The sequence below is a fragment of the Dietzia sp. NPDC055877 genome, assembly GCF_053615975.1.
On sequence record NZ_JBSHCV010000004.1, the window covers coordinates 261045 to 279640 of the forward strand.

Annotated in this window: 15 protein-coding genes; 12 read left to right on the forward strand and 3 right to left on the reverse strand. The window is 68.6% G+C overall.

The features are described 5' to 3' along the window. Positions 1–11 precede the first annotated feature (11 nt). The 4 genes from nrdI (at position 12) to ACWGLC_RS07440 (ending at position 4443) form a co-directional block, all read left to right on the forward strand. A complete protein-coding gene (gene nrdI / locus ACWGLC_RS07425) occupies positions 12–458 on the forward strand; it encodes a class Ib ribonucleoside-diphosphate reductase assembly flavoprotein NrdI (RefSeq protein ID WP_452099274.1) in 447 nt (148 codons plus the stop codon). Next, positions 455–2605, forward strand: coding sequence for a class 1b ribonucleoside-diphosphate reductase subunit alpha (gene nrdE / locus ACWGLC_RS07430; protein WP_452099275.1), 2151 nt, complete (start codon positions 455–457; stop codon positions 2603–2605). Before nrdI ends, nrdE begins: the two co-directional genes overlap by 4 nt. Positions 2606–2660: 55 nt before the next feature. Then, a complete protein-coding gene (gene nrdF, locus ACWGLC_RS07435; protein WP_230930312.1) occupies positions 2661–3677 on the forward strand; it encodes a class 1b ribonucleoside-diphosphate reductase subunit beta in 1017 nt (338 codons plus the stop codon). Between the two features lie 229 nt (positions 3678–3906). Then, entirely contained in the window at positions 3907–4443 is a 537-nt protein-coding gene (locus ACWGLC_RS07440; RefSeq protein WP_452099276.1) for a hypothetical protein, read from the forward strand. A 20-nt stretch (positions 4444–4463) separates the two neighbouring features. Here ACWGLC_RS07440 and ACWGLC_RS07445 read toward each other — a convergent pair whose 3' ends face one another. Further along, positions 4464–5591: an ABC transporter substrate-binding protein gene (locus ACWGLC_RS07445; protein ID WP_452099277.1), complete on the reverse strand. Its 1128-nt coding sequence runs from the start codon at positions 5589–5591 to the stop codon at positions 4464–4466. Between the two features lie 253 nt (positions 5592–5844). On the opposite strand from ACWGLC_RS07445, the gene ctaD reads away from it, so the two are divergent. The 3 genes from ctaD (at position 5845) to ACWGLC_RS07460 (ending at position 9818) form a co-directional block, all read left to right on the forward strand. Next, complete coding sequence (ctaD, locus tag ACWGLC_RS07450) at positions 5845–7605, forward strand: aa3-type cytochrome oxidase subunit I (protein WP_452099278.1); 1761 nt, start codon at positions 5845–5847, stop codon at positions 7603–7605. Positions 7606–7770: 165 nt separating this feature from the next. Then, positions 7771–9000, forward strand: a complete 1230-nt coding sequence (serB, locus tag ACWGLC_RS07455; protein WP_452099279.1) for a phosphoserine phosphatase SerB — start codon at positions 7771–7773, stop codon at positions 8998–9000. Continuing rightward, positions 8997–9818, forward strand: a complete 822-nt coding sequence (locus tag ACWGLC_RS07460) for an aminoacyl-tRNA hydrolase (protein WP_452099280.1) — start codon at positions 8997–8999, stop codon at positions 9816–9818. The genes serB and ACWGLC_RS07460 overlap by 4 nt, the downstream gene beginning before the upstream one ends. On the opposite strand, the gene ACWGLC_RS07465 is transcribed toward ACWGLC_RS07460, so the two are convergent. Then, positions 9761–10594 carry a helix-turn-helix domain-containing protein gene (locus ACWGLC_RS07465; RefSeq protein ID WP_452099281.1) on the reverse strand — a complete coding sequence of 278 codons (834 nt, stop codon included), beginning with the start codon at positions 10592–10594 and terminating at the stop codon, positions 9761–9763. The genes ACWGLC_RS07460 and ACWGLC_RS07465 overlap by 58 nt on opposite strands. A 156-nt stretch (positions 10595–10750) precedes the next feature. Here ACWGLC_RS07465 and ACWGLC_RS07470 point away from each other — a divergent pair, with 156 nt between their 5' ends. Genes ACWGLC_RS07470 through ACWGLC_RS07490 form a run of 5 tightly spaced genes read left to right on the forward strand, consistent with a single transcriptional unit; the run spans position 10751 to position 16401 of the window. Next, entirely contained in the window at positions 10751–11764 is a 1014-nt protein-coding gene (locus ACWGLC_RS07470; RefSeq protein WP_452099282.1) for an ABC transporter substrate-binding protein, read from the forward strand. Then, a complete protein-coding gene (locus tag ACWGLC_RS07475; RefSeq protein WP_452099283.1) occupies positions 11761–13458 on the forward strand; it encodes a siderophore-interacting protein in 1698 nt (565 codons plus the stop codon). Before ACWGLC_RS07470 ends, ACWGLC_RS07475 begins: the two co-directional genes overlap by 4 nt. Beyond that, positions 13455–14594 carry a FecCD family ABC transporter permease gene (locus ACWGLC_RS07480; RefSeq protein ID WP_452099284.1) on the forward strand — a complete coding sequence of 380 codons (1140 nt, stop codon included), beginning with the start codon at positions 13455–13457 and terminating at the stop codon, positions 14592–14594. The genes ACWGLC_RS07475 and ACWGLC_RS07480 overlap by 4 nt, the downstream gene beginning before the upstream one ends. Then, on the forward strand, positions 14591–15622 hold the full coding sequence (locus ACWGLC_RS07485) for a FecCD family ABC transporter permease (protein ID WP_452099285.1): 1032 nt from the start codon (positions 14591–14593) through the stop codon (positions 15620–15622). Before ACWGLC_RS07480 ends, ACWGLC_RS07485 begins: the two co-directional genes overlap by 4 nt. A 2-nt stretch (positions 15623–15624) precedes the next feature. Further along, entirely contained in the window at positions 15625–16401 is a 777-nt protein-coding gene (locus ACWGLC_RS07490; RefSeq protein ID WP_452099286.1) for an ABC transporter ATP-binding protein, read from the forward strand. Positions 16402–16451: 50 nt separating this feature from the next. On the opposite strand, the gene ACWGLC_RS07495 is transcribed toward ACWGLC_RS07490, so the two are convergent. After that, on the reverse strand, positions 16452–18560 hold the full coding sequence (locus ACWGLC_RS07495) for an ATP-dependent DNA helicase (RefSeq protein ID WP_452099287.1): 2109 nt from the start codon (positions 18558–18560) through the stop codon (positions 16452–16454). Between the last annotated feature and the right edge of the window lie 36 nt (positions 18561–18596).

An 18596-nucleotide genomic window follows, 5' to 3' on the forward strand; every position in this document is an offset into this window, starting at 1 on the left:
AGGGGGCAGCCATGGCGGCTCCGGATCCGGCCGATACGCCGGTGAGGATCGTCTACTTCTCCAACGTGTCCGAGTACACGAAGAAATTCGTCGATCGGCTCGGTCTTCCCGCGGTGCGCATACCGGTGCGGAGGACCGAACCGATGCCGGCGGTGTCGGACCCGTATGTTCTGATCGTCCCGACCTACGGGGGAAGCCTCGAGATCACCGGGAAGAACGGGGCTGCGGTCCCGCGTCAGGTGGTCGCGTTCCTCAATGACGCGCACAACAGAAGTCTCTGCCGAGGCGTGATCGCCGGCGGCAATACCAACTTCGGAACCGACTTCGGTCGCTCCGGCGACGTGATCGCGAACAAGCTGGAGATCCCGTATCTCTACCGGTTCGAGTTGATGGGCACACAGGAGGACGTCATCCGCGTCCGAGAAGGATTGGAAGAGTTTTGGCAGCACCAACAATGACCCCCGAGAGCAGCGGCACCATGGCGACCGAGGGGCAGCGTCTGGACTACCACGCGCTCAACGCCATGCTCAACCTGTATGACGCGGACGGGAACATCCAGTTCGAGAAGGATCATCAGGCGGCACGCGAGTACTTCCTCCAGCACGTCAACCAGAACACCGTCTTCTTCCACAACCTGGACGAGAAGCTGGACTACCTGGTGGAGAAGGACTACTACGAGCGCGAGGTGCTCGACCAGTACACGCGTAACTTCGTGCGCGAGCTGTTCGACTACGCCTACGCCAAGAAGTTCCGCTTCCAGACCTTCCTCGGCGCGTTCAAGTACTACACCTCGTACACGCTCAAGACGTTCGACGGTAAGCGTTACCTCGAGCGCTACGAGGACCGCGTCTGCATGGTCGCCCTCACGCTCGCCGCCGGCGACGAGGTGCTGGCCCGGCAGCTCGTCGACGAGGTCATCGACGGCCGTTTCCAGCCGGCGACGCCCACGTTCCTCAATTCGGGCAAGAAGCAGCGCGGCGAGCCCGTGTCCTGCTTCCTGTTGCGTATCGAGGACAACATGGAGTCCATCGGTCGCGGCATCAATTCGGCCCTGCAGCTGTCCAAGCGCGGCGGCGGTGTGGCCCTGCTGCTGTCGAACCTGCGCGAGCACGGCGCGCCCATCAAGCACATCGAGAACCAGTCCTCGGGCGTCATCCCCGTGATGAAGCTCCTGGAGGACTCCTTCTCCTACGCCAACCAGCTCGGTGCGCGTCAGGGCGCCGGTGCGGTGTACCTGCACGCCCACCACCCGGACATCTACAAGTTCCTCGACACCAAGCGTGAGAACGCGGACGAGAAGATCCGCATCAAGACCCTCTCGCTGGGCGTCGTGATCCCGGACATCACGTTCGAGCTCGCCAAGCGCAACGACGACATGTACCTGTTCTCGCCGTACGACGTCGAGCGCATCTATGGCAAGCCGTTCGCTGACGTCAACATCTCGGAGCACTACCACGAGATGGTCGAGGACAGCCGCATCAAGAAGACCAAGATCAACGCGCGGCAGTTCTTCCAGACCGTCGCGGAGCTGCAGTTCGAGTCCGGCTACCCGTACATCATGTACGAGGACACGGTGAACCGCGCCAACCCGATCGCCGGCCGGATCACGCACTCCAACCTGTGCTCCGAGATCCTCCAGGTCTCCACGCCGTCGACGTATAACGACGACCTGACCTACTCCCACGTGGGCAAGGACATCTCCTGCAACCTCGGCTCGCTGAACATCGCCAAGGCCATGGACTCGCCCGACTTCGGGCGGACCATCGAGACCGCGATCCGCGGCCTCACCGCGGTGTCCGATCAGACCTCGATCGACTCGGTCCCCTCGATCGAGCGCGGCAACTCGGAGTCCCACGCCATCGGTCTGGGTCAGATGAACCTCCACGGCTACCTGGCCCGCGAGCGGATCTACTACGGATCCGAGGAGGGCATCGACTTCACGAACATCTACTTCTACACCGTGCTGTACCACGCGCTGCGGGCGTCGAACGCCATCGCGCGTGAGCGGGGCAGCTGGTTCGCCGGCTTCCCGGATTCGAAGTACGCCTCCGGCGAGTTCTTCGACAAGTACACCGACCAGGTGTGGGAGCCGGCCACCGACAGGGTGCGCCAGCTGTTCGCCGAGTCCGAGGTCGCCATCCCCACCCGGGACGACTGGCACGCGCTCAAGACGGACGTGCAGAAGTACGGCATCTACAACCAGAACCTGCAGGCTGTTCCGCCCACCGGATCGATCAGCTACATCAATAACTCGACCTCGTCGATCCACCCCGTGGCCTCGAAGATCGAGATCCGCAAGGAGGGCAAGATCGGGCGCGTCTACTACCCGGCGCCCTACCTGACCAACGACAACCTGGACTACTACCAGGACGCGTACGAGATCGGCTACGAGAAGATCATTGACACGTATGCCGCCGCCACGCAGCACGTCGACCAGGGGCTCTCGCTGACCCTGTTCTTCAAGGACACCGCGGACACCCGCGAGGTCAACCGGGCGCAGATCTACGCATGGCGCAAGGGCATCAAGACCCTGTACTACATCCGGGTGCGTCAGCTCGCGCTGGAAGGCACCGAGGTCGAGGGCTGCGTCTCGTGCATGCTCTGATCCAGCGGCCGCAGGCCACCGCCCCGACCCCCACCCGTCACCAGGAGGAGATCCGATGACCGCCGAGCTGCACGCTCCGGGTTCACACAGCCCCGCCGCGGGCATCCAGCCCAAGCTCGTCGACCGGGTGTCGGCGATCAACTGGAACCGCATCCCCGATGAGGTCGACGACCAGGTGTGGGGTCGCCTGACGACCAACTTCTGGCTGCCTGAGAAGGTGCCCGTCTCCAACGACATCCCGTCGTGGCAGACCCTGACCGAGTACGAGCAGACGCTCACCGCGCGCGTCTTCACCGGCCTGACCCTGCTGGACACCCTCCAGGGCACGGTCGGCGCCGTCAGCATGATCCCCGACGCCTCGACCCCCCACGAGGAGGCGGTGCTCACCAACATCGCGTTCATGGAGTCGGTGCACGCCAAGAGCTACTCGACCATCTTCTCCACGCTCTGCTCGACCCCGCAGGTCGACGACGCCTTCCGCTGGGCCGAGGAGAACCCGTACCTGCAGCGCAAGGCCAAGATCGTGCTCGGCTACTACGCCGGCGACGATCCGCTCAAGCGCAAGATCGCCTCGGTGATGCTCGAGTCGTTCATGTTCTACTCAGGTTTCTACCTGCCCATGCGGTGGTCGTCGCGCGCCAAGCTCACCAACACCGCGGACGTCATCCGGCTGATCATCCGCGACGAGGCGGTGCACGGCTACTACATCGGCTACAAGTACCAGCGCGCACTCGAGCAGGTCGATCAGAAGACCCGTGACGAGCTCAAGGACTACACCTTCGAGTTGTTGTTCGAGCTGTACGACAACGAGGCCGACTACACCGAGGACCTCTACGACCCGGTGGGCTGGACCGAGGACGTCAAGAAGTTCCTCCGGTACAACGCCAACAAGGCCCTGATGAACATGGGCTACGAGGGCATGTTCCCCAAGGACGAGACCGACGTCGATCCGGCCATCCTCGCGGCGCTGAGCCCCAACGCCGACGAGAACCACGACTTCTTCTCGGGCTCCGGGAGTTCGTACGTCATGGGCAAGGCCGTCGCCACCGAGGACGAGGACTGGGACTTCTGACCTCTCGTCGCGCGCGGTCAGCCACCTGACACCAGCCGGGCCCTGAGCACCTGTGACACCACAGGCTCGGGGCCCGGTGACGTTCCTGTACGCGGCATATCGGCGCGCAGGCGAAACCACCTGCGGAGGTGGGCGTCCGTTTATCATCGAAGCGATCCCGCCGGTGTCCACGTCTCCTACGGTCGAGCGCGCATCCCCGGGTGATGTCCCCGCGTGAAAGGGAAGTGCCATGTCGTCGCATGCGGGAGGTGCCGAGGCCGAGGTCTCGGTCCGGCGAGAGCGTGACCTGCTGGCCGAGGTGCATCTGTCCACCGAGGAGGGGATCTACGGCCTGATCCTCGTGGCGGGGCTCATCGCGGTCGCCGGCAACACCGGTCTGTCCTCCATTCGGGCGCTGGCGTTCGTCCTCGTCACCGTCGGCGTGTTCTGGGTGGCGCACGTGTACTCGGGGACCGTGGCCGCGCACAGCAGTCACGCAGGACTGTCGCTGAGGGCGTCGCTACGGATGGCGCGTAAGCGTTCCAGGGGACTGCTCGCGGCCGTCGTCCCGCCCGCCGTCCCGCTGGTTCTGGGCGCAGTGGGGTTGATCGATGACCTCGTCGCCGACTGGATAGCGATGTGGACGATCGTCGCCGTCCTCGCCCTGCTCGGCTACCTCACCTATCGGCGTCGCGACGCGCCGCTGCGCATGTGTCTTCTCGCCGCGGTGTCCACGGCGGCGCTCGGGTTCGTCATCATCGTGGCCAAAGCACTGCTGCACCACTGAGCCCGCCGGCGCGGTGGCGACTATCCGTCGGGAGCGATCCCGTTGATCGACGTGCGGATGTCCTCCAGCACCGCGCGCGCCGCGACCGGTCCGGAACCCTCCCACACGGCCCGATCCATCACGAAGATCCTGTTGGCGCCGACCGCGTCCAGGTCGGCCCAGCGGTCGGAGGCGAAAACCTCGCGCGCCGCGTCCGCCTCCGCAGGGCCTCCGCCGACGATCGCGAAGATCACGTCGCCGTCCAGATCGTCGCCGAGCGCGGGGGACTCGGGCAGGGGAGGGACCCGCTCGCCGTCTCGCGTGCGTTGGGCGGGAGGCCGGCCGGCTTCCACCGACTCGAGCAGCAACGAACCGAGCGTGGTCGGGTCCTGGACCTCCGCTCCGCCCGTGTCGGACACCGACACCAGCGAGACCCGCGAGTCGGACGGGGTCGCCGCGCCGATCGTCATCCGCGTCCGCTCGATCACGTCCAGTAGTACATCGCCGCCCGCGCGGGGCCTGCCGTAGGCGTCGGAGATCAGCTCGGTCGCGTCCGTCCAGGACAGGGGGGCGGCGTCGTAGACGACCGTGGGCGCGACGGTGCCCAGGGCCTCCACGACCGCGTCATCGAGTCCGTCCGTGCCCGCCAGCACGATCAGGTCCGGATCGAGGTTCCGCGCGACCGAGGCGGCCTCCGACGGGCTCGGCACCGACAGATCGACCTCGGGGAGGTCGGTCAGAGACGTGGGGAGGTAGACGTCCGCGTCCCAGGGCAGCCCGGAGGTGCCGACGACGAGCTGCTGCAGCCCGAGGGCACAGGCGACGTCGACCGCTCCCACACCGAGCGCGAGGATTCGTTCAGGGGACCGCGGCACCTCGACGGAGGCGCCGCCCGGCCCCTCGGACGGCACATCACGAGAGCCCGCGCCCGGGAACTCGGCGGGGGCGGGCTCCTCGACGCAGGACTCCTCCGGCTCGGCGGAGCGCTGCAGCTCCTCGCCGGCCATGCGCGAGGGCGTCGTCGTCACCGGGTGCTCGACCATGTCGACAGGGGAGGGGCCACACGCGGAGAGCGTCAGCCCGAGCGCCAGCGGGGCCGCGAGGCCGGCGGTCAGTCGCCCGTACCCCCGCCCGGGGTGGCGGCGGAGTGATGGCGCGGAGTCGGTCATGGGAACACAGCCTAGGAGATCGTCCGACGACCGTTGCCTCCGTGGAGGTCGGGGACGTCTCGGAGGCCGTGCGTGGGTGCGGCCTGGATCACCTTCGATGTGCCGGATGACCACCGGCGACGACTTCGGCGGGGTGAGTGGTTGGTGTTCTCAGGCGGGGGTTAGGATTGCGGTCACGCACTATTCCTATGCGTTCGACGTGGGGTCGGTGGTTCGACCCGCGACGTCGGGTGAGGCGTTCAGGAGGACCCTTATGACCGCAGTGGCCCCCAAGCCGGTCCACGACCTCGACCACCCACCGGGCGAACCCACGGGTGACGCCCGGCCGGGTTCGTTCGTGTGGAAGATGCTGACGACGACCGATCACAAGATGCTCGGCATCATGTACATCGTCATGTGCTTCATCTTCTTCTTCATCGGTGGGCTCATGGCCCTGCTCATCCGGGCGGAGCTGTTCTTCCCGGGCATGCAGTTCCTGTCGAACGAGCAGTTCAACCAGCTGTTCACCATGCACGGCACAGTAATGTTGCTGCTGTACGGCACCCCGATCGTCGTCGGGTTCGCCAACTACATCATGCCGCTGCAGATCGGCGCGCCGGACGTGGCGTTCCCGCGGTTGAACGCGTTCGGTTTCTGGCTGTTCACCGCCGGCGGTGTCCTGATGCTCTCGGGCTTCCTCACCCCCGGTGGCGCGGCGTCCTTCGGCTGGACCATGTACATGCCGCTGGCGGACAAGATCCACTCGCCCAACGTCGGCGCGGATCTCTGGATCCTCGGCGTCGGCATCGGCGGTATCGGCACCATCCTCGGCGCCGTCAACTTCGTCACCACGATCATCTGCCTGCGTGCGCCGGGCATGACGATGTTCCGGATGCCCATCTTCACGTGGAACATCCTCGTCGCCTCGATCCTCATCCTGCTCATCTTCCCGCTGCTGACCGCCGCGGCGATGGGCGTGTTCTACGACCGCACCTTCGGTGGCCGCATCTACGACCCGGGCAACGGTGGCGCCATCCTGTGGCAGCACCTGTTCTGGTTCTTCGGTCACCCCGAGGTGTACGTCCTCGCGCTGCCGTTCTTCGGCATCGTCTCCGAGGTCTTCCCGGTCTTCTCGCGTAAGCCGCTGTTCGGTTACGCCGGCCTGGTCTTCGCGACGCTGGCCATCGCCGCCCTGTCGATGGCCGTGTGGGCGCACCACATGTTCGTCACCGGTGCGGTCCTGCTGCCGTTCTTCTCCTTCATGACGTTCCTCATCGCGGTTCCGACCGGCGTGAAGTTCTTCAACTGGATCGGCACCATGTGGAAGGGCAAGATGACCTTCGAGACGCCGATGGTCTTCTCCCTCGGCTTCATCGTCACCTTCCTGTTCGGTGGTCTGACCGGCATCATGATGGCCGCGGCGCCGATCGACTTCCACATCTCGGACACGTACTTCATCGTGGCGCACTTCCACTACACGCTGTTCGGCACGATCGTGTTCGCCACCTTCGCCGGCGTGTACTTCTGGTTCCCCAAGATGACGGGCCGGATGCTCGACGAGAAGCTCGGCATGTGGCACTTCTGGCTGATGTTCATCGGCTTCCACACCACGTTCCTGGTCCAGCACTGGCTGGGTAACCAGGGCATGGCCCGCCGCTACGCCGACTACCTGGCCACGGACAACTTCACGGTCCTCAACCAGATCTCGACCGTCGGCTCGTTCATCCTCGGCATCGCGATGCTGCCGTTCATCTGGAACGTCATCAAGAGCTGGCGCTACGGCGAGATCGTCACCGTCGACGATCCGTGGGGCGCGGGCAACTCGCTCGAGTGGGCCACGTCCTGCCCGCCGCCGCGCCACAACTTCGTGACGCTGCCCCGCATCCGCTCGGAGCGCCCCGCGTTCGAGCTGCACTACCCGCACATGAGCGAGCGCATGCGCGCCGAGGCCCACGTCGGTGGACGCGCCAAGTCCCACGACCCGCACTCGTCCAAGGACGTCGCCGAGCGCGGACCGTCGCCGCAGAAGGGCTGACCACCCCACCCGTACTCACCCACGGGCTCGGTTGACCGGAACCCCGTCGGTAGGCTTGTCCACCGGCGGGGTTCTCGCGTGTCCGCTGCACCTTCGTCTGTTGCGCACTCCTCAGGCGACCACCGGGTGGCCCAGGCCGCCCACGACCTCCCGTCAGGAGCATCCGTGAGCACCACCGGAACCCCGGCACTCCTCACCGTCACCGGTCCCGACCGCCCGGGCGTCACCGCCCGTGTCAGCGCCGTTCTCGCCTCGCACGGCGCCGATCTCGTCGATGTCGAGCAGGTTGTCGTCAACGGCCACCTGTCCCTCGGTCTCATGACGCGGGTCGACCAGGACGCCGACGCGGTCGCCGTCGTGCGGGAACTCACCGAGCAGGTGAGCGAGATGGGGATGCACCTCGACGTGCAGTTCGATGACATCGCGCCGGCGACCCCGCCGTCCACCCATGCCGTCGTGATCCTCGGCAGCCCCGTCACGGCGTCCGCGTTCTCCGCGGTCGCCGGGGCCCTGGCCACTATCGGCGCCAACATCGACTCCATCCGGGGGATCGCCGACTACCCGGTGACCGGGCTCGAGCTCCACGTCTCCACCGCGGGCCGCGACGCGGCCGACGACTCGCACCTGCGCGAGACCCTCGCCCCGCTGTCGGACGCCCACAGCGTGGACATCTCCGTCGACAAGGCCGGTCTCGGTCGCCGCTCCAAGCGGCTGGTGGTCTTCGACGTCGACTCCACCCTCGTGCAGGGCGAGGTCATCGAGATGCTCGCCGCGCACGCGGGCAAGGAGGAGGAGGTCCGGGCCGTCACCGAGCGCGCCATGCGGGGCGAGCTCGACTTCGCGCAGTCGCTTCACGAGCGGGTCGCGACGCTGGCGGGTCTGCCGGCGTCGGTTCTCGACGAGGTGGCCTCGAGCATCGTCCTCACCCCGGGCGCCCGCACCACCATCCGCACGCTCAAGCGACTCGGGATTCGGTGCGGCGTGGTCTCCGGCGGCTTCATCCAGGTGATCTCCGGCCTGGTTGACGAGCTCGGTCTGGACTTCGCGCGCGCCAACACGCTCGAGATCGTCGACGGCGAGCTCACCGGCCGGGTCATCGGTGAGGTGGTCGACCGCGAGGCGAAGGCCGAGTACCTTCGTCAGTTCGCCGACGAGCTCGGGATCTCGCTGAGTCAGACCGTGGCGGTCGGCGACGGCGCCAACGACATCGACATGCTCACCGCCGCCGGCCTGGGCATCGCCTTCTGCGCGAAGCCGGCCCTGCGCGAGGTGGCGGATGCGTCGCTGTCGAAGCCGTTCCTCGACACCGTCCTGTTCATCCTGGGGATCACCCGGGACGAGATCGAGGCTGCGGACACGGCCGCCGGAACTTACCGTCGGGTCCCGCTGGCGTGACAGATGGGGCTGCGGCAGGCCCCGCGGGCGTGGGTGACGGCCCGATCTCGGAAGGCACCGGCGTGATCGGGGGCCCGGGCACCGGCAGGGACCTCGACTGGTGCCACGACCGGCTGGCGGCGGGACCGTCCGGGACGGAGGATCCCGAGGACCGGAGAACGGTGCGGTCGATGCCGATAGTCCTGCACCTGCCCAGAGGCGACCTGCCGTCGCGGACCCCGCTTCTCGAGGCCGCGGCATGTGCGGTCGCCCTGGTGTGTGTGGACGTGCGCGTCGCGCCCGGCGGGCCGTGGCACGAGCCGTACTCCGGCTGGCTGGATGCCCGGATGCGCAAGATCGCCCGGCGGGCCAGGGGAGCGCAGTGGCGGGCGGCGCAGGACGTGGACGGCGTGACCGTCGAGGTCGACGGCTGCGAGGCGCGGGCGTTCGTCCCGGGCCCGGTCGACGACATAGATCCGCGCCTTGGGCGTCTGCAGATCGGCGGTACCGACCTCGAGCGTGATCATCCTGACCCGCCCCCGGCCGGCGTGCCGGTGATCTGGATCGATGAAGGCCTGGAGATGTCCGTCGGTAAGGCGGCGGCGCAGGTCGGTCACGGCGTCATGCTGCTGATGGCGGGGATGTCACGCAAGCGGCTGGGGGAATGGGTCGGCAGCGGTTGCCCCGTTGCGGTTCGTGAGGCCGGTTCCGCGCGCTGGCAGGAGCTGTCGGCCGCGGTGGTCCGATCAGAGCCCGGCGTGGCCGCGGTCGTCGACGCCGGCTACACCGAGGTCGCCCCGGGCTCACTGACGGTGATCGCCACCGACGTCCGGGCATGATCGCCGCGGCCCGCGTCGGCAGGCGCCTCCTCGGGCCGCCGGAGGCAGGCCAGGGGATCGATTCTGAGGTCATCGATCGGCGTGCCGCATTCCCGGCTGAGTGCACGGAGGAGCCCGGCTCGGTTCGCGAAACCTGCGCTCCGGGCCGCACTCTCACCGCTGGAGCCCCCGCGTAGGGCCCGGATCGCCACGTTGAGTCGAGTCCGTGTGCGCCACTGCTGGAACGTGAGCCCGGTTTCACCCAGGAACAGGCGCTGGATCTGACGCGGGCTGATCGAGAACCAGCCGCAGAGCTCGGCCAGGGTGGCGGAGGAGTCGGTCGCGACCTCGGCGATCTGACGTGCCGTGGGATGGGCGGGCGTGGGAACGGCGAATGCTTCGGTGAGAAGTGCCGAGACGATGTCGTCGAGACTGTCGGTGAACAGTGTCACCTGCTCGTGTGTGTAGGGCTGGGCCGCGAGCCTGGCCAGCATCAGGTCGGTGAGGGCGGGGACGACCCCCAGTCTCCGGACTCGTTCGACCGGAGTGTTGCGCGGGGACAGGAACGGCCCCAGTGCGATCGAATGCTCGTCCAGGTCGAGCGCGTGGGGGACCCCCGGGGCGAGGAGTACCGATGCCCGCGGTTCGAGAGTGACCACCGAGCCGTCCACGGTCAGGCGGCCGCGACCCATGACCATATGCACGATGTGCGGAACCTCGTGACTGTGCTCGGAATGACCGAAGAATCGCACCCGACTCTCGGGAACCGCCATCGCCAGTGCTCGTGTGAATCCCACAGGTGACCTCATTCTCTTCTGGTCCGTGACAAGTGTCACGTTGTCGCCTTCGGACCGTGACTGTGTCGCATCAGGCCTTCCGGGAGCACCCGCGACGATCTACCCTTCTCCGGGGGCTATTTGGTAAGCCTCACCTAATTTTGCACCGGAGGACAGATGTCACACAACACCCGTGCGCTCACGCGCCCGATCATGGCCGCGGCGATGACACTCATGCTGGCCGCCACCGCGGCGTGTTCGGCCGGAGAAGGGGATCCGTCCGCCGGCGCAGCGAGCGAGCCGGGCGGAACGCGCACGGTCAGCACGCCGAAGGGGGACGTGGAGGTGCCGTCGGACCCGGAGCGCGTGGTCGTGCTCAACTACGCACTCGCCGGGTACCTGTACGAACTCGACATCCCGGTGGCCGCCACGATCCCGGAGGACGCGAGCCAGGCCAACGGGGAGTTCTCCGAACTCTGGGGAGACGCTCCGGAAGAGGACGGCACCGAGTTCCTCCCGTGGTCCGCTGACGGATTCGACCTCGAAGCCATTCTCGCCACCGATCCCGACCTCATCGTGGCCGGCGGATGGGGGTTCCCCAACTTCCAGGCGGACGCGGCCTATGAGGAGCTGTCGGCGATCGCCCCGACGGTCATGGTGGACAAGTCCTTCGTCGACTGGCGTGAACAGGCCGAGTTCCTGGCCACGGACGTGTTCGACCGGCAGGACGAATTCGACGACATGGTCGCGACCTACGACGAGCGGGTCACCGAGGTGGCCGACGGGATCCTGGTTCCCCCGCAGCCGACGTCGTTCATCAGCGTGACCGCGGACGGGACCCCGTACCTGTTGTTCGAGGACACCGGCCTTTCCGTGATGTTCGGCGAGCTGGGATTCCGGACCGACGATCTCGTCGCCCGGCACAACCTCGAGCCCTACCAGCCGGGCGGCGACATGGCGGAGCTGTCCACCGAGCAACTCGGACAGATCGTCGACAGCGAGACGGTGTTCGTCATGGGGTTCAACGGGGAGACGACGTCGGTGGCCGAACTGGCCGACAACCCTGCCTGGCGCAACCTCCCCGCGTTCGTCGGGGACAACGCGTACGACCTCCCGTACTGGGCGGTGCGCCACGACTACAACGAGGCGCTCGCGATCCTCGACATCGTGCAGGCGGAGTTCCCTCGATGAGCCTGACCGATCTCGTCATCCATCCACTGGTGGTGCGGACTGCGCACGTGGTCTCGACGGAAGACGTTGACGGTCGCACTCGTCGTGTCCGCCTGGAAGGCGCCGAACTCGGCGCATTCGAGAGGGCGGGAATCAGCCACCCGGCGTTCGCCGCCCCCGGCTTCGACGATCACATCAAGCTGATCTTCGCCGCCGACGGAGACGTCGAGGCGGCGTTGCCCCGCCAACACGTCGACGGGATCGAGTGGACTCCCTCGGAGCACCGGTTGACCCGGGACTACACACCACACAGCGTGGATGGCCGGACCGGGGGCTTCACCGTGGATTTCGTCCTGCACGGGGACGGCCCGGCTGTGAGCTGGGCGCGTCAGGCGACGCCGGGGTCGACTGTGAGTTTCGTCGGACCGAAATCGTCCCAGGTGCTACCGGACGACGCCACGTCCATCGTCCTGATCGGCGACGAGACCGCGCTTCCCGCCGTCCGGCGGTTCCTGGACGAGCGGCCGCTGACGGTCCCGGCGCATGTGGTGGTGACCACCGGAGGCGACGGGGCATCGACGGATCTCAAGATCCGGGGGACGGATTCGATCCGGGTCGAGCTGATGCCGGAGCCGAGCGGGGAGGCGATCGCCGCGCTGTTCGACACGGTGGACGAGGCGGAGGCGCTCGGGGACCGTCCGTTCGTCTGGGCCGCGGGTGAGGCACGGTCGCTGCTCCCACTCCGGCGTCGTCTGGCGGGCCGCGTCGAGAAGATTCACCGCAGTATCACCGGTTACTGGCACATCGAACGCGCGGAGAAGGCGGGGGAGAGCGTTCCCGAACTGCCCGAGTCGCCGGTGGCGTGGTTCGCGGTCCGGGCCGCCCTTCACACGGGTCTGCTCGACGTACTGCGGGACCGTCCGATGTCGGTCCCGGACGCATCGTCGGCGCTCGGCGTCCAACACGGACTCGACTCGCTCGTGGGCACGCTCGCCGCCGCCGGTCTCCTGGACGGTCATGCCGACGGACGCTGGGCCCTCACGGATCTGGCCGTATCCCTCGTCGACGACGCGCACTCACGGGACGAGTTCACGGGGACCGAGGCCGACCAGGTCCTCGCACTACGTCATCTGGCGGATTCGCTCCGCAGTGGGACCCCCGCCTGGCAATTGGACACCGGGCTGCCGTTCGCGGAGTCCGCGCTCACCGACCCCGAGGTGGCGCATCACCTCGAGCACGAATCCGAGTCGCTGGTCTTCCTCCAGCACGGCCTCCGGCGCGTTCTGACCGGGCTCGCGAGCCCGGGGGTCGTCGCGGTGGGCCCGGGGGCGGGCCTGGTGGCCCGGCTCGCCCACGGCGCCGGGGACGGCAGCGTCCACGTGGAGGTCGATGGAGAGCGCGGCGATGTGGTGGTCTCGGCAATGCTCCTGAGTCACCTCGATGACCAGTCGGCCCTGCAGCATCTGCGGGACCTGTCCGACATGGCCGGCCGCGCGCTGGTCATCGACTCGAGTACCCCCGACGGGCTGTCGCAGACCGCTGCTGACCAGGGGCTGCTCCGCTTCGTCACCACAGGGCGCGACCCTCGGACGCAGGACCGGGTCGGAGAGCTGGCCCGGGCGGCCGGATGGACCGCGCGGCAACGGCACACCCTCGGGTGGGGAGTCGTCGCGGACGAGTTCATCCGAGACGACGACGGTGCGTCCCGGCAGTGACCCCGACTCCGCCGACGACTTCCCAGCGTCCGGCGAACCGGCCCGCTCGGTCGGACGGGCGCACCGGCCGGTGGGCCGAGGGGGCCACCCGGTCGTTTTCTCCGCAGGCCATCCACACAGATCCGCCACGGAGCGGGCACCGGACCGGACGGCGGATCATCGGCCTCGCGATCGGCGTCGTCCTCCTGGTGGCCGTCTGCGCCCTGAGTCTGTTCGTCGGGTCGGCGTCACTCGGGCCCGGCGAGGTGATGTCGGCGTTGACGGGTAAAGCCGACCCGATCATCCACTCGACCGTTGTGGAGATGCGACTGCCCAGGGCTCTCCTCGGGGTCCTGGTGGGCGCGGCGCTCGGCGTGGCGGGCGCACTCGCCCAGGCTCTGACCCGGAACCCCCTCGCGGACCCGGGGATTCTCGGCGTCAACGCCGGTGCGGGGCTCGCGGTGGCGGTGGCCGTGGCGTTCTTCGGGATCACCTCGATCAGTGGCTACGTGTGGTTCGCGTTCGCCGGTGCGCTGCTGTCGTTCGTGCTCGTCTATACGATCGCTCTGCGCGGGCCACACGGAGCGACGCCGGTGCGCCTCACCCTGATCGGGGTGGCCCTGACAGCCGTGTGCACCGGCATCACCCAGTCACTCGAACTGGTGCTTCCCCGTGTCTTCGACCAGATGCGGTTCTGGGGTGTCGGGAGTATCGCCGACCGGCCCGAGGGGACCGTCGCGTTCGTCGCCCCGTTCATCGTGGTGGGGCTCGTGGTGGCCATGCTGACCGGGCGCGCGGTCAACGCCATCGCGCTCGGCGACGACCGGGCCCGTGCACTGGGGGTGCCGATCGGCCTCGTACGGGGCACCTCGGCCCTGGCGATCACGGTGCTGTGTGGCGCCGCCACAGCGGCCGCCGGGCCGATCGCGTTCGTGGGACTGATGATCCCGCACGCGGTTCGGCTGGTCACCGGCCCGGACCATCGGTGGATCATGGCCTACTCGGTGGTGGCCGCCCCGATACTGCTCGTCGTCGCGGACATCATCGGACGCCTCGTGGCCTGGCCGGCAGAGTTGCGCGTGGGAATCGTCACCGCATTCCTGGGAGCCCCGGTGCTCATCCTGCTCGTCCGCCGGGCGGAACGGGGAGGAATGTGACCGGCGAGCGGGCCGTCCGGCTGGGCCGATTCAGCCGTATCGTGACGCCCGGTGACATCCGGGTCGCGGGTCTTGTCGTCGTCGTCCTCGTGGCGCTGGTCCTGGCCTCGCTCATGGTCGGGGACCAGTTGATCCCCCTCGATCGTGTCGTGCGGGCGTTCGGCCCCGAGGCCACCAGAGTGGACTCTATGGTCGTGGTGCAGTGGCGGGCGCCCCGCGCGTTCGCCGCCGCGGTGTTCGGCGCCTGCCTCGGGATCAGCGGCGCCGTCTTCCAGTCGCTGACGCGCAATCCGTTGGGGAGTCCCGACATCATCGGCCTCAACACCGGCGCATTCACCGGGGTCCTGGTGGTCATCAGTCTGGGCGGGATGGGCTACGCCGCGGTCTCCGCGGGCGCCGTGGTCGGGGGAGTGGCCGCGGCCGGATTGGTGTATCTGTTCGCCTACTCCTCCGGGCTCCAGGGATTCCGCCTGATCATCGTGGGGATCGCCGTCAGCGCGTTCCTCGGGTCGATCAACTCATGGCTGGTCGTCTCATCCGAACTCGACGTGGCGCTGCGGGCCGCGGTCTGGGGCGCGGGGTCCCTGAACGGCGTCCGATGGCCACAGCTGCTCGGAGCAGGCGCGCTGGCCCTGGCTCTCGTGGCGCTGGTCCCGTGGCTGGCCCGACGAATCGCCCAGCTCGAGTTGGGCGATGACGCCGCGAAGACGCGCGGGGTCCGGACAGAGCCGGTGAAGGCCGTCGCCGTCGTGGTGGGAGTAGCGCTGACCGCGCTGGTGACCGCGGTGACCGGGCCGATCGCGTTCATCTCGCTGGCCGCGCCGCAGATCGCGCGGCGGACCCGACGGCGGTCGGGTGGCTTCGACCCGGTCGGCGCAGCCCTCGTCGGAGCGGTCCTGCTCGCCGGGTCCGATCTGATCGCCCAGCACGCGATCCCCGCCGCCAGTGTGCCGGTCGGCGCGGTGACGGTCTGTCTGGGCGGGATCTATCTGGTGTACCTGCTGGTGCGGGAGAGTGACAGGAGTTGAGTGTGGAATCGGCACTGGAGGCGCGCGGGGTATCCGTGGCGTACCGGCGGGGCGAAAACGTGCTGTCCGAGGTCTCGGCGAGCGTGCCGGCCGGCGAGTTCACCGCGATCATCGGACCCAACGGATGCGGAAAGTCCACCCTGCTCAGGGTGTTCACGAGACTTCTCACCCCGTCGTCAGGTCAGGTTTTCCTCGGCGGTGAGGACCTCGCCCGCGTGCGTACGGCCGACGTCGCGCGCCGTTTGAGCCTGCTCCCCCAGGACTCGCCGATCCCGGACGGGATCCGGGTGGCCGAGCTGGTGCGGCGAGGTCGCTATCCGCACCAGACCCTGTTCGCCCAGTGGAGCGCCCGCGACGAGGAAGCGGTCACCACCGCCATGGAGCTGACCCACGTGGACGAACTGGCGGACCGACTCGTCGGCACCCTGTCGGGCGGGCAGCGCCAGCGCGTGTGGATCGCGCTGGCACTGGCACAGGATGCGCCCTGCCTGTTGTTGGACGAGCCGACGACCTTCCTGGACATCGCGCATCAGGTGGAGACGCTGCGCCTGCTCGACGATCTTCGCGCGCGGGGCCGGACGATCGTGGCGGTGTTGCACGAGCTGGGGAACGCCGCCAGGTTCGCGACGCATCTGATCGTGATGAAGGACGGGCGGGTGGTGGCGACCGGGCCTCCGGCCGAGCTCCTGACCGAGGAACTGGTGGGAGAGGTGTTCGGCCTGCGGTGCCGGGTGATTCCCGATCCGGACACCAGGGTGCCGGTCATCCTGCCGCGGTGAGACCGGGCCCTGCGCGGCGCTGATGCCCGGTCGGCGCCGCCTCCGACGGCTCAGGAGTCGCGAAGTCGCTCCAGGGCGCCGAGCACCACGTCGCGGTTGGTGGTCTGCCAGAACGGGGGCAGTGAGGCGCGGAGGTAGCCACCGTAGCGGGCGGTGACCAGCCTGGAGTCGAGTACGGCCACGACGCCCCGGTCCTCGGTACGACGGAGGAGGCGCCCGACGCCCTGCGCGAGCAGGAGGGCGGCGTGGTTACCGGCGACGGCGAGGAAGCCATTGCCACCGCGGGCCGCCACCGAGCGCTGCCGCGCCGACAGCAGCGGGTCGTCCGGGCGGGGGAACGGGATCCGGTCGATGACGACGAGCGACAGTGTCTTGCCGGGGACGTCGACCCCCTGCCAGAGCGAGAGCGTCCCGACCAGCGTGGTCTCCTCGTCCTCCGCGAACTGAGCGACGAGATTGGCCGTCGAGTCCTCGCCCTGGCACAGGACCGGGGTGTCCAACCGTTCGCGCAGGAGCTCGGCAGCGGCCTTGGCCGCCCGCATCGACGAGAACAGTCCCAGTGTGCGCCCACCGGCGGCGGCGACGAGATCCACGAGTTCGTCCTCCGCGTCGGACGAGGTCCCGTCGCGGCCGGGGGCGGGCAGGTGCGCGGCCACGTAGAGGATGCCGTTGCGGCGGTAGTCGAACGGCGATCCGGCGTCCATGCCCGACCAGCGCAGTGCGGCGGCGTCCTCGTCGGACGGCGGCTCGAGGGAGACGGCCGTCGCCGGGTCCGGGCGCGCGGCGGAGGCGGGCGGCAGACCCCAGCTGGCGGCCAGCCCGTCGAACTTCCCACCCGTCGTGAGGGTGGCGGAGGTGAGGATCACCGTGGACTCGGCGAACAGGCGGGTACGCAGGAGTCCCGCCACGGTCAGCGGCGCGACCCGCAGGATGCGTCCGCGTCGGTCCTCCTGGCTCATCCAGACGATCTCCAGGCGTTCGGCCACGGGCTTGTCGTAGGACCCGAGCATGCGGTCGGCGGCCTCGGCGATCTCGTCGAGTGCCGCCAACGTCTTCTGTCGGTCCGAGGCCCCCTGCGGGTCGCCGGCCGCCTCCCCGGGCTTGGGGCCGGGCACCGCGCTGCGGCAGTTCTCCGCGGTGTGGCGGACGGCGGCCAGCGCCAGGTCCGCCCCCTCGGGAAGGATGTCCCAGCGCCCCTCAGGGCAGATCTCGAGTAGCCCGGCCAGGCCCTCGCCGGCGGCGACCATACGGTCCGCGGTCTGCTGGTCGACGAGCTTGGCGGCCCGGCGTGCGGCCTGGATGACGGCGGCGCCGGTGAGTTCCGCGGTGGAGACCCCGGTGACCCGGTCCGACAGTTCGTGGGCCTCGTCGATCACCACGGCGTCATGCTCCGGGAGCACCGACACGTCGGTCATGGCGTCGATCGCCAACAGCGCGTGGTTGGTCACCACCACGTCCGCGCGTCCGGCCTCCTGCCGGGCCTGCTCGGCGAAGCACTCGGAGAACTCGGGGCACAGCTGCCCCAGGCATTCGCGGCTCGTCACCGAGACCTGGCGCCACGCCGCGTCCGATACGCCGCGGGGCAGATCGTCCCGGTCGCCGGTGTCGGTCTCCTGCGCCCAGTCGTGCAGCCGCGCGATCTCCCGCCCGAGCCACGAGGACGGGCCGGTGTCGCGGGGCGAGGCCTGCCGCGGGGTGCGTGCGGCCGTGGACTCGCCGCCGAGAGGGAGATCGAACAGCTCCTCCGTCTCGATCTCCTCCGGGTCGGCCTCGTCGACCGGCCCGGTGCTCACGCGGTGGAGGCACAGGTAGTTGCCGCGGCCCTTGAGGATCGCGTGGGAGGGCGCCACGCCGAGCGACGGACGTAGTGCGGCGGCCAGGCGCGGTAGGTCCCGGTCCACGAGCTGGTTCTGCAGGGCGATCGTGGCGGTGGAGACGACGACGGTGCCGCCCGTCTCCACGGAGTGCCGCAGCGAGGGTACGAGATACGCCAGCGACTTACCCGTGCCGGTGCCGGCCTGCACGGCGAGATGCTCGCCGGTCGACAACGCGTTTCCCACCGCCTCGGCCATCATCAGCTGGCCGTCGCGTCGACTTCCGCCGAGACCCTCGACAGCGGTGTCGAGGAGCTCGGAGACGGAGGGAAGCGAGTCGGTCACGCGGTAACCCTAGCCGCCCGATCCGACACGAGGTCA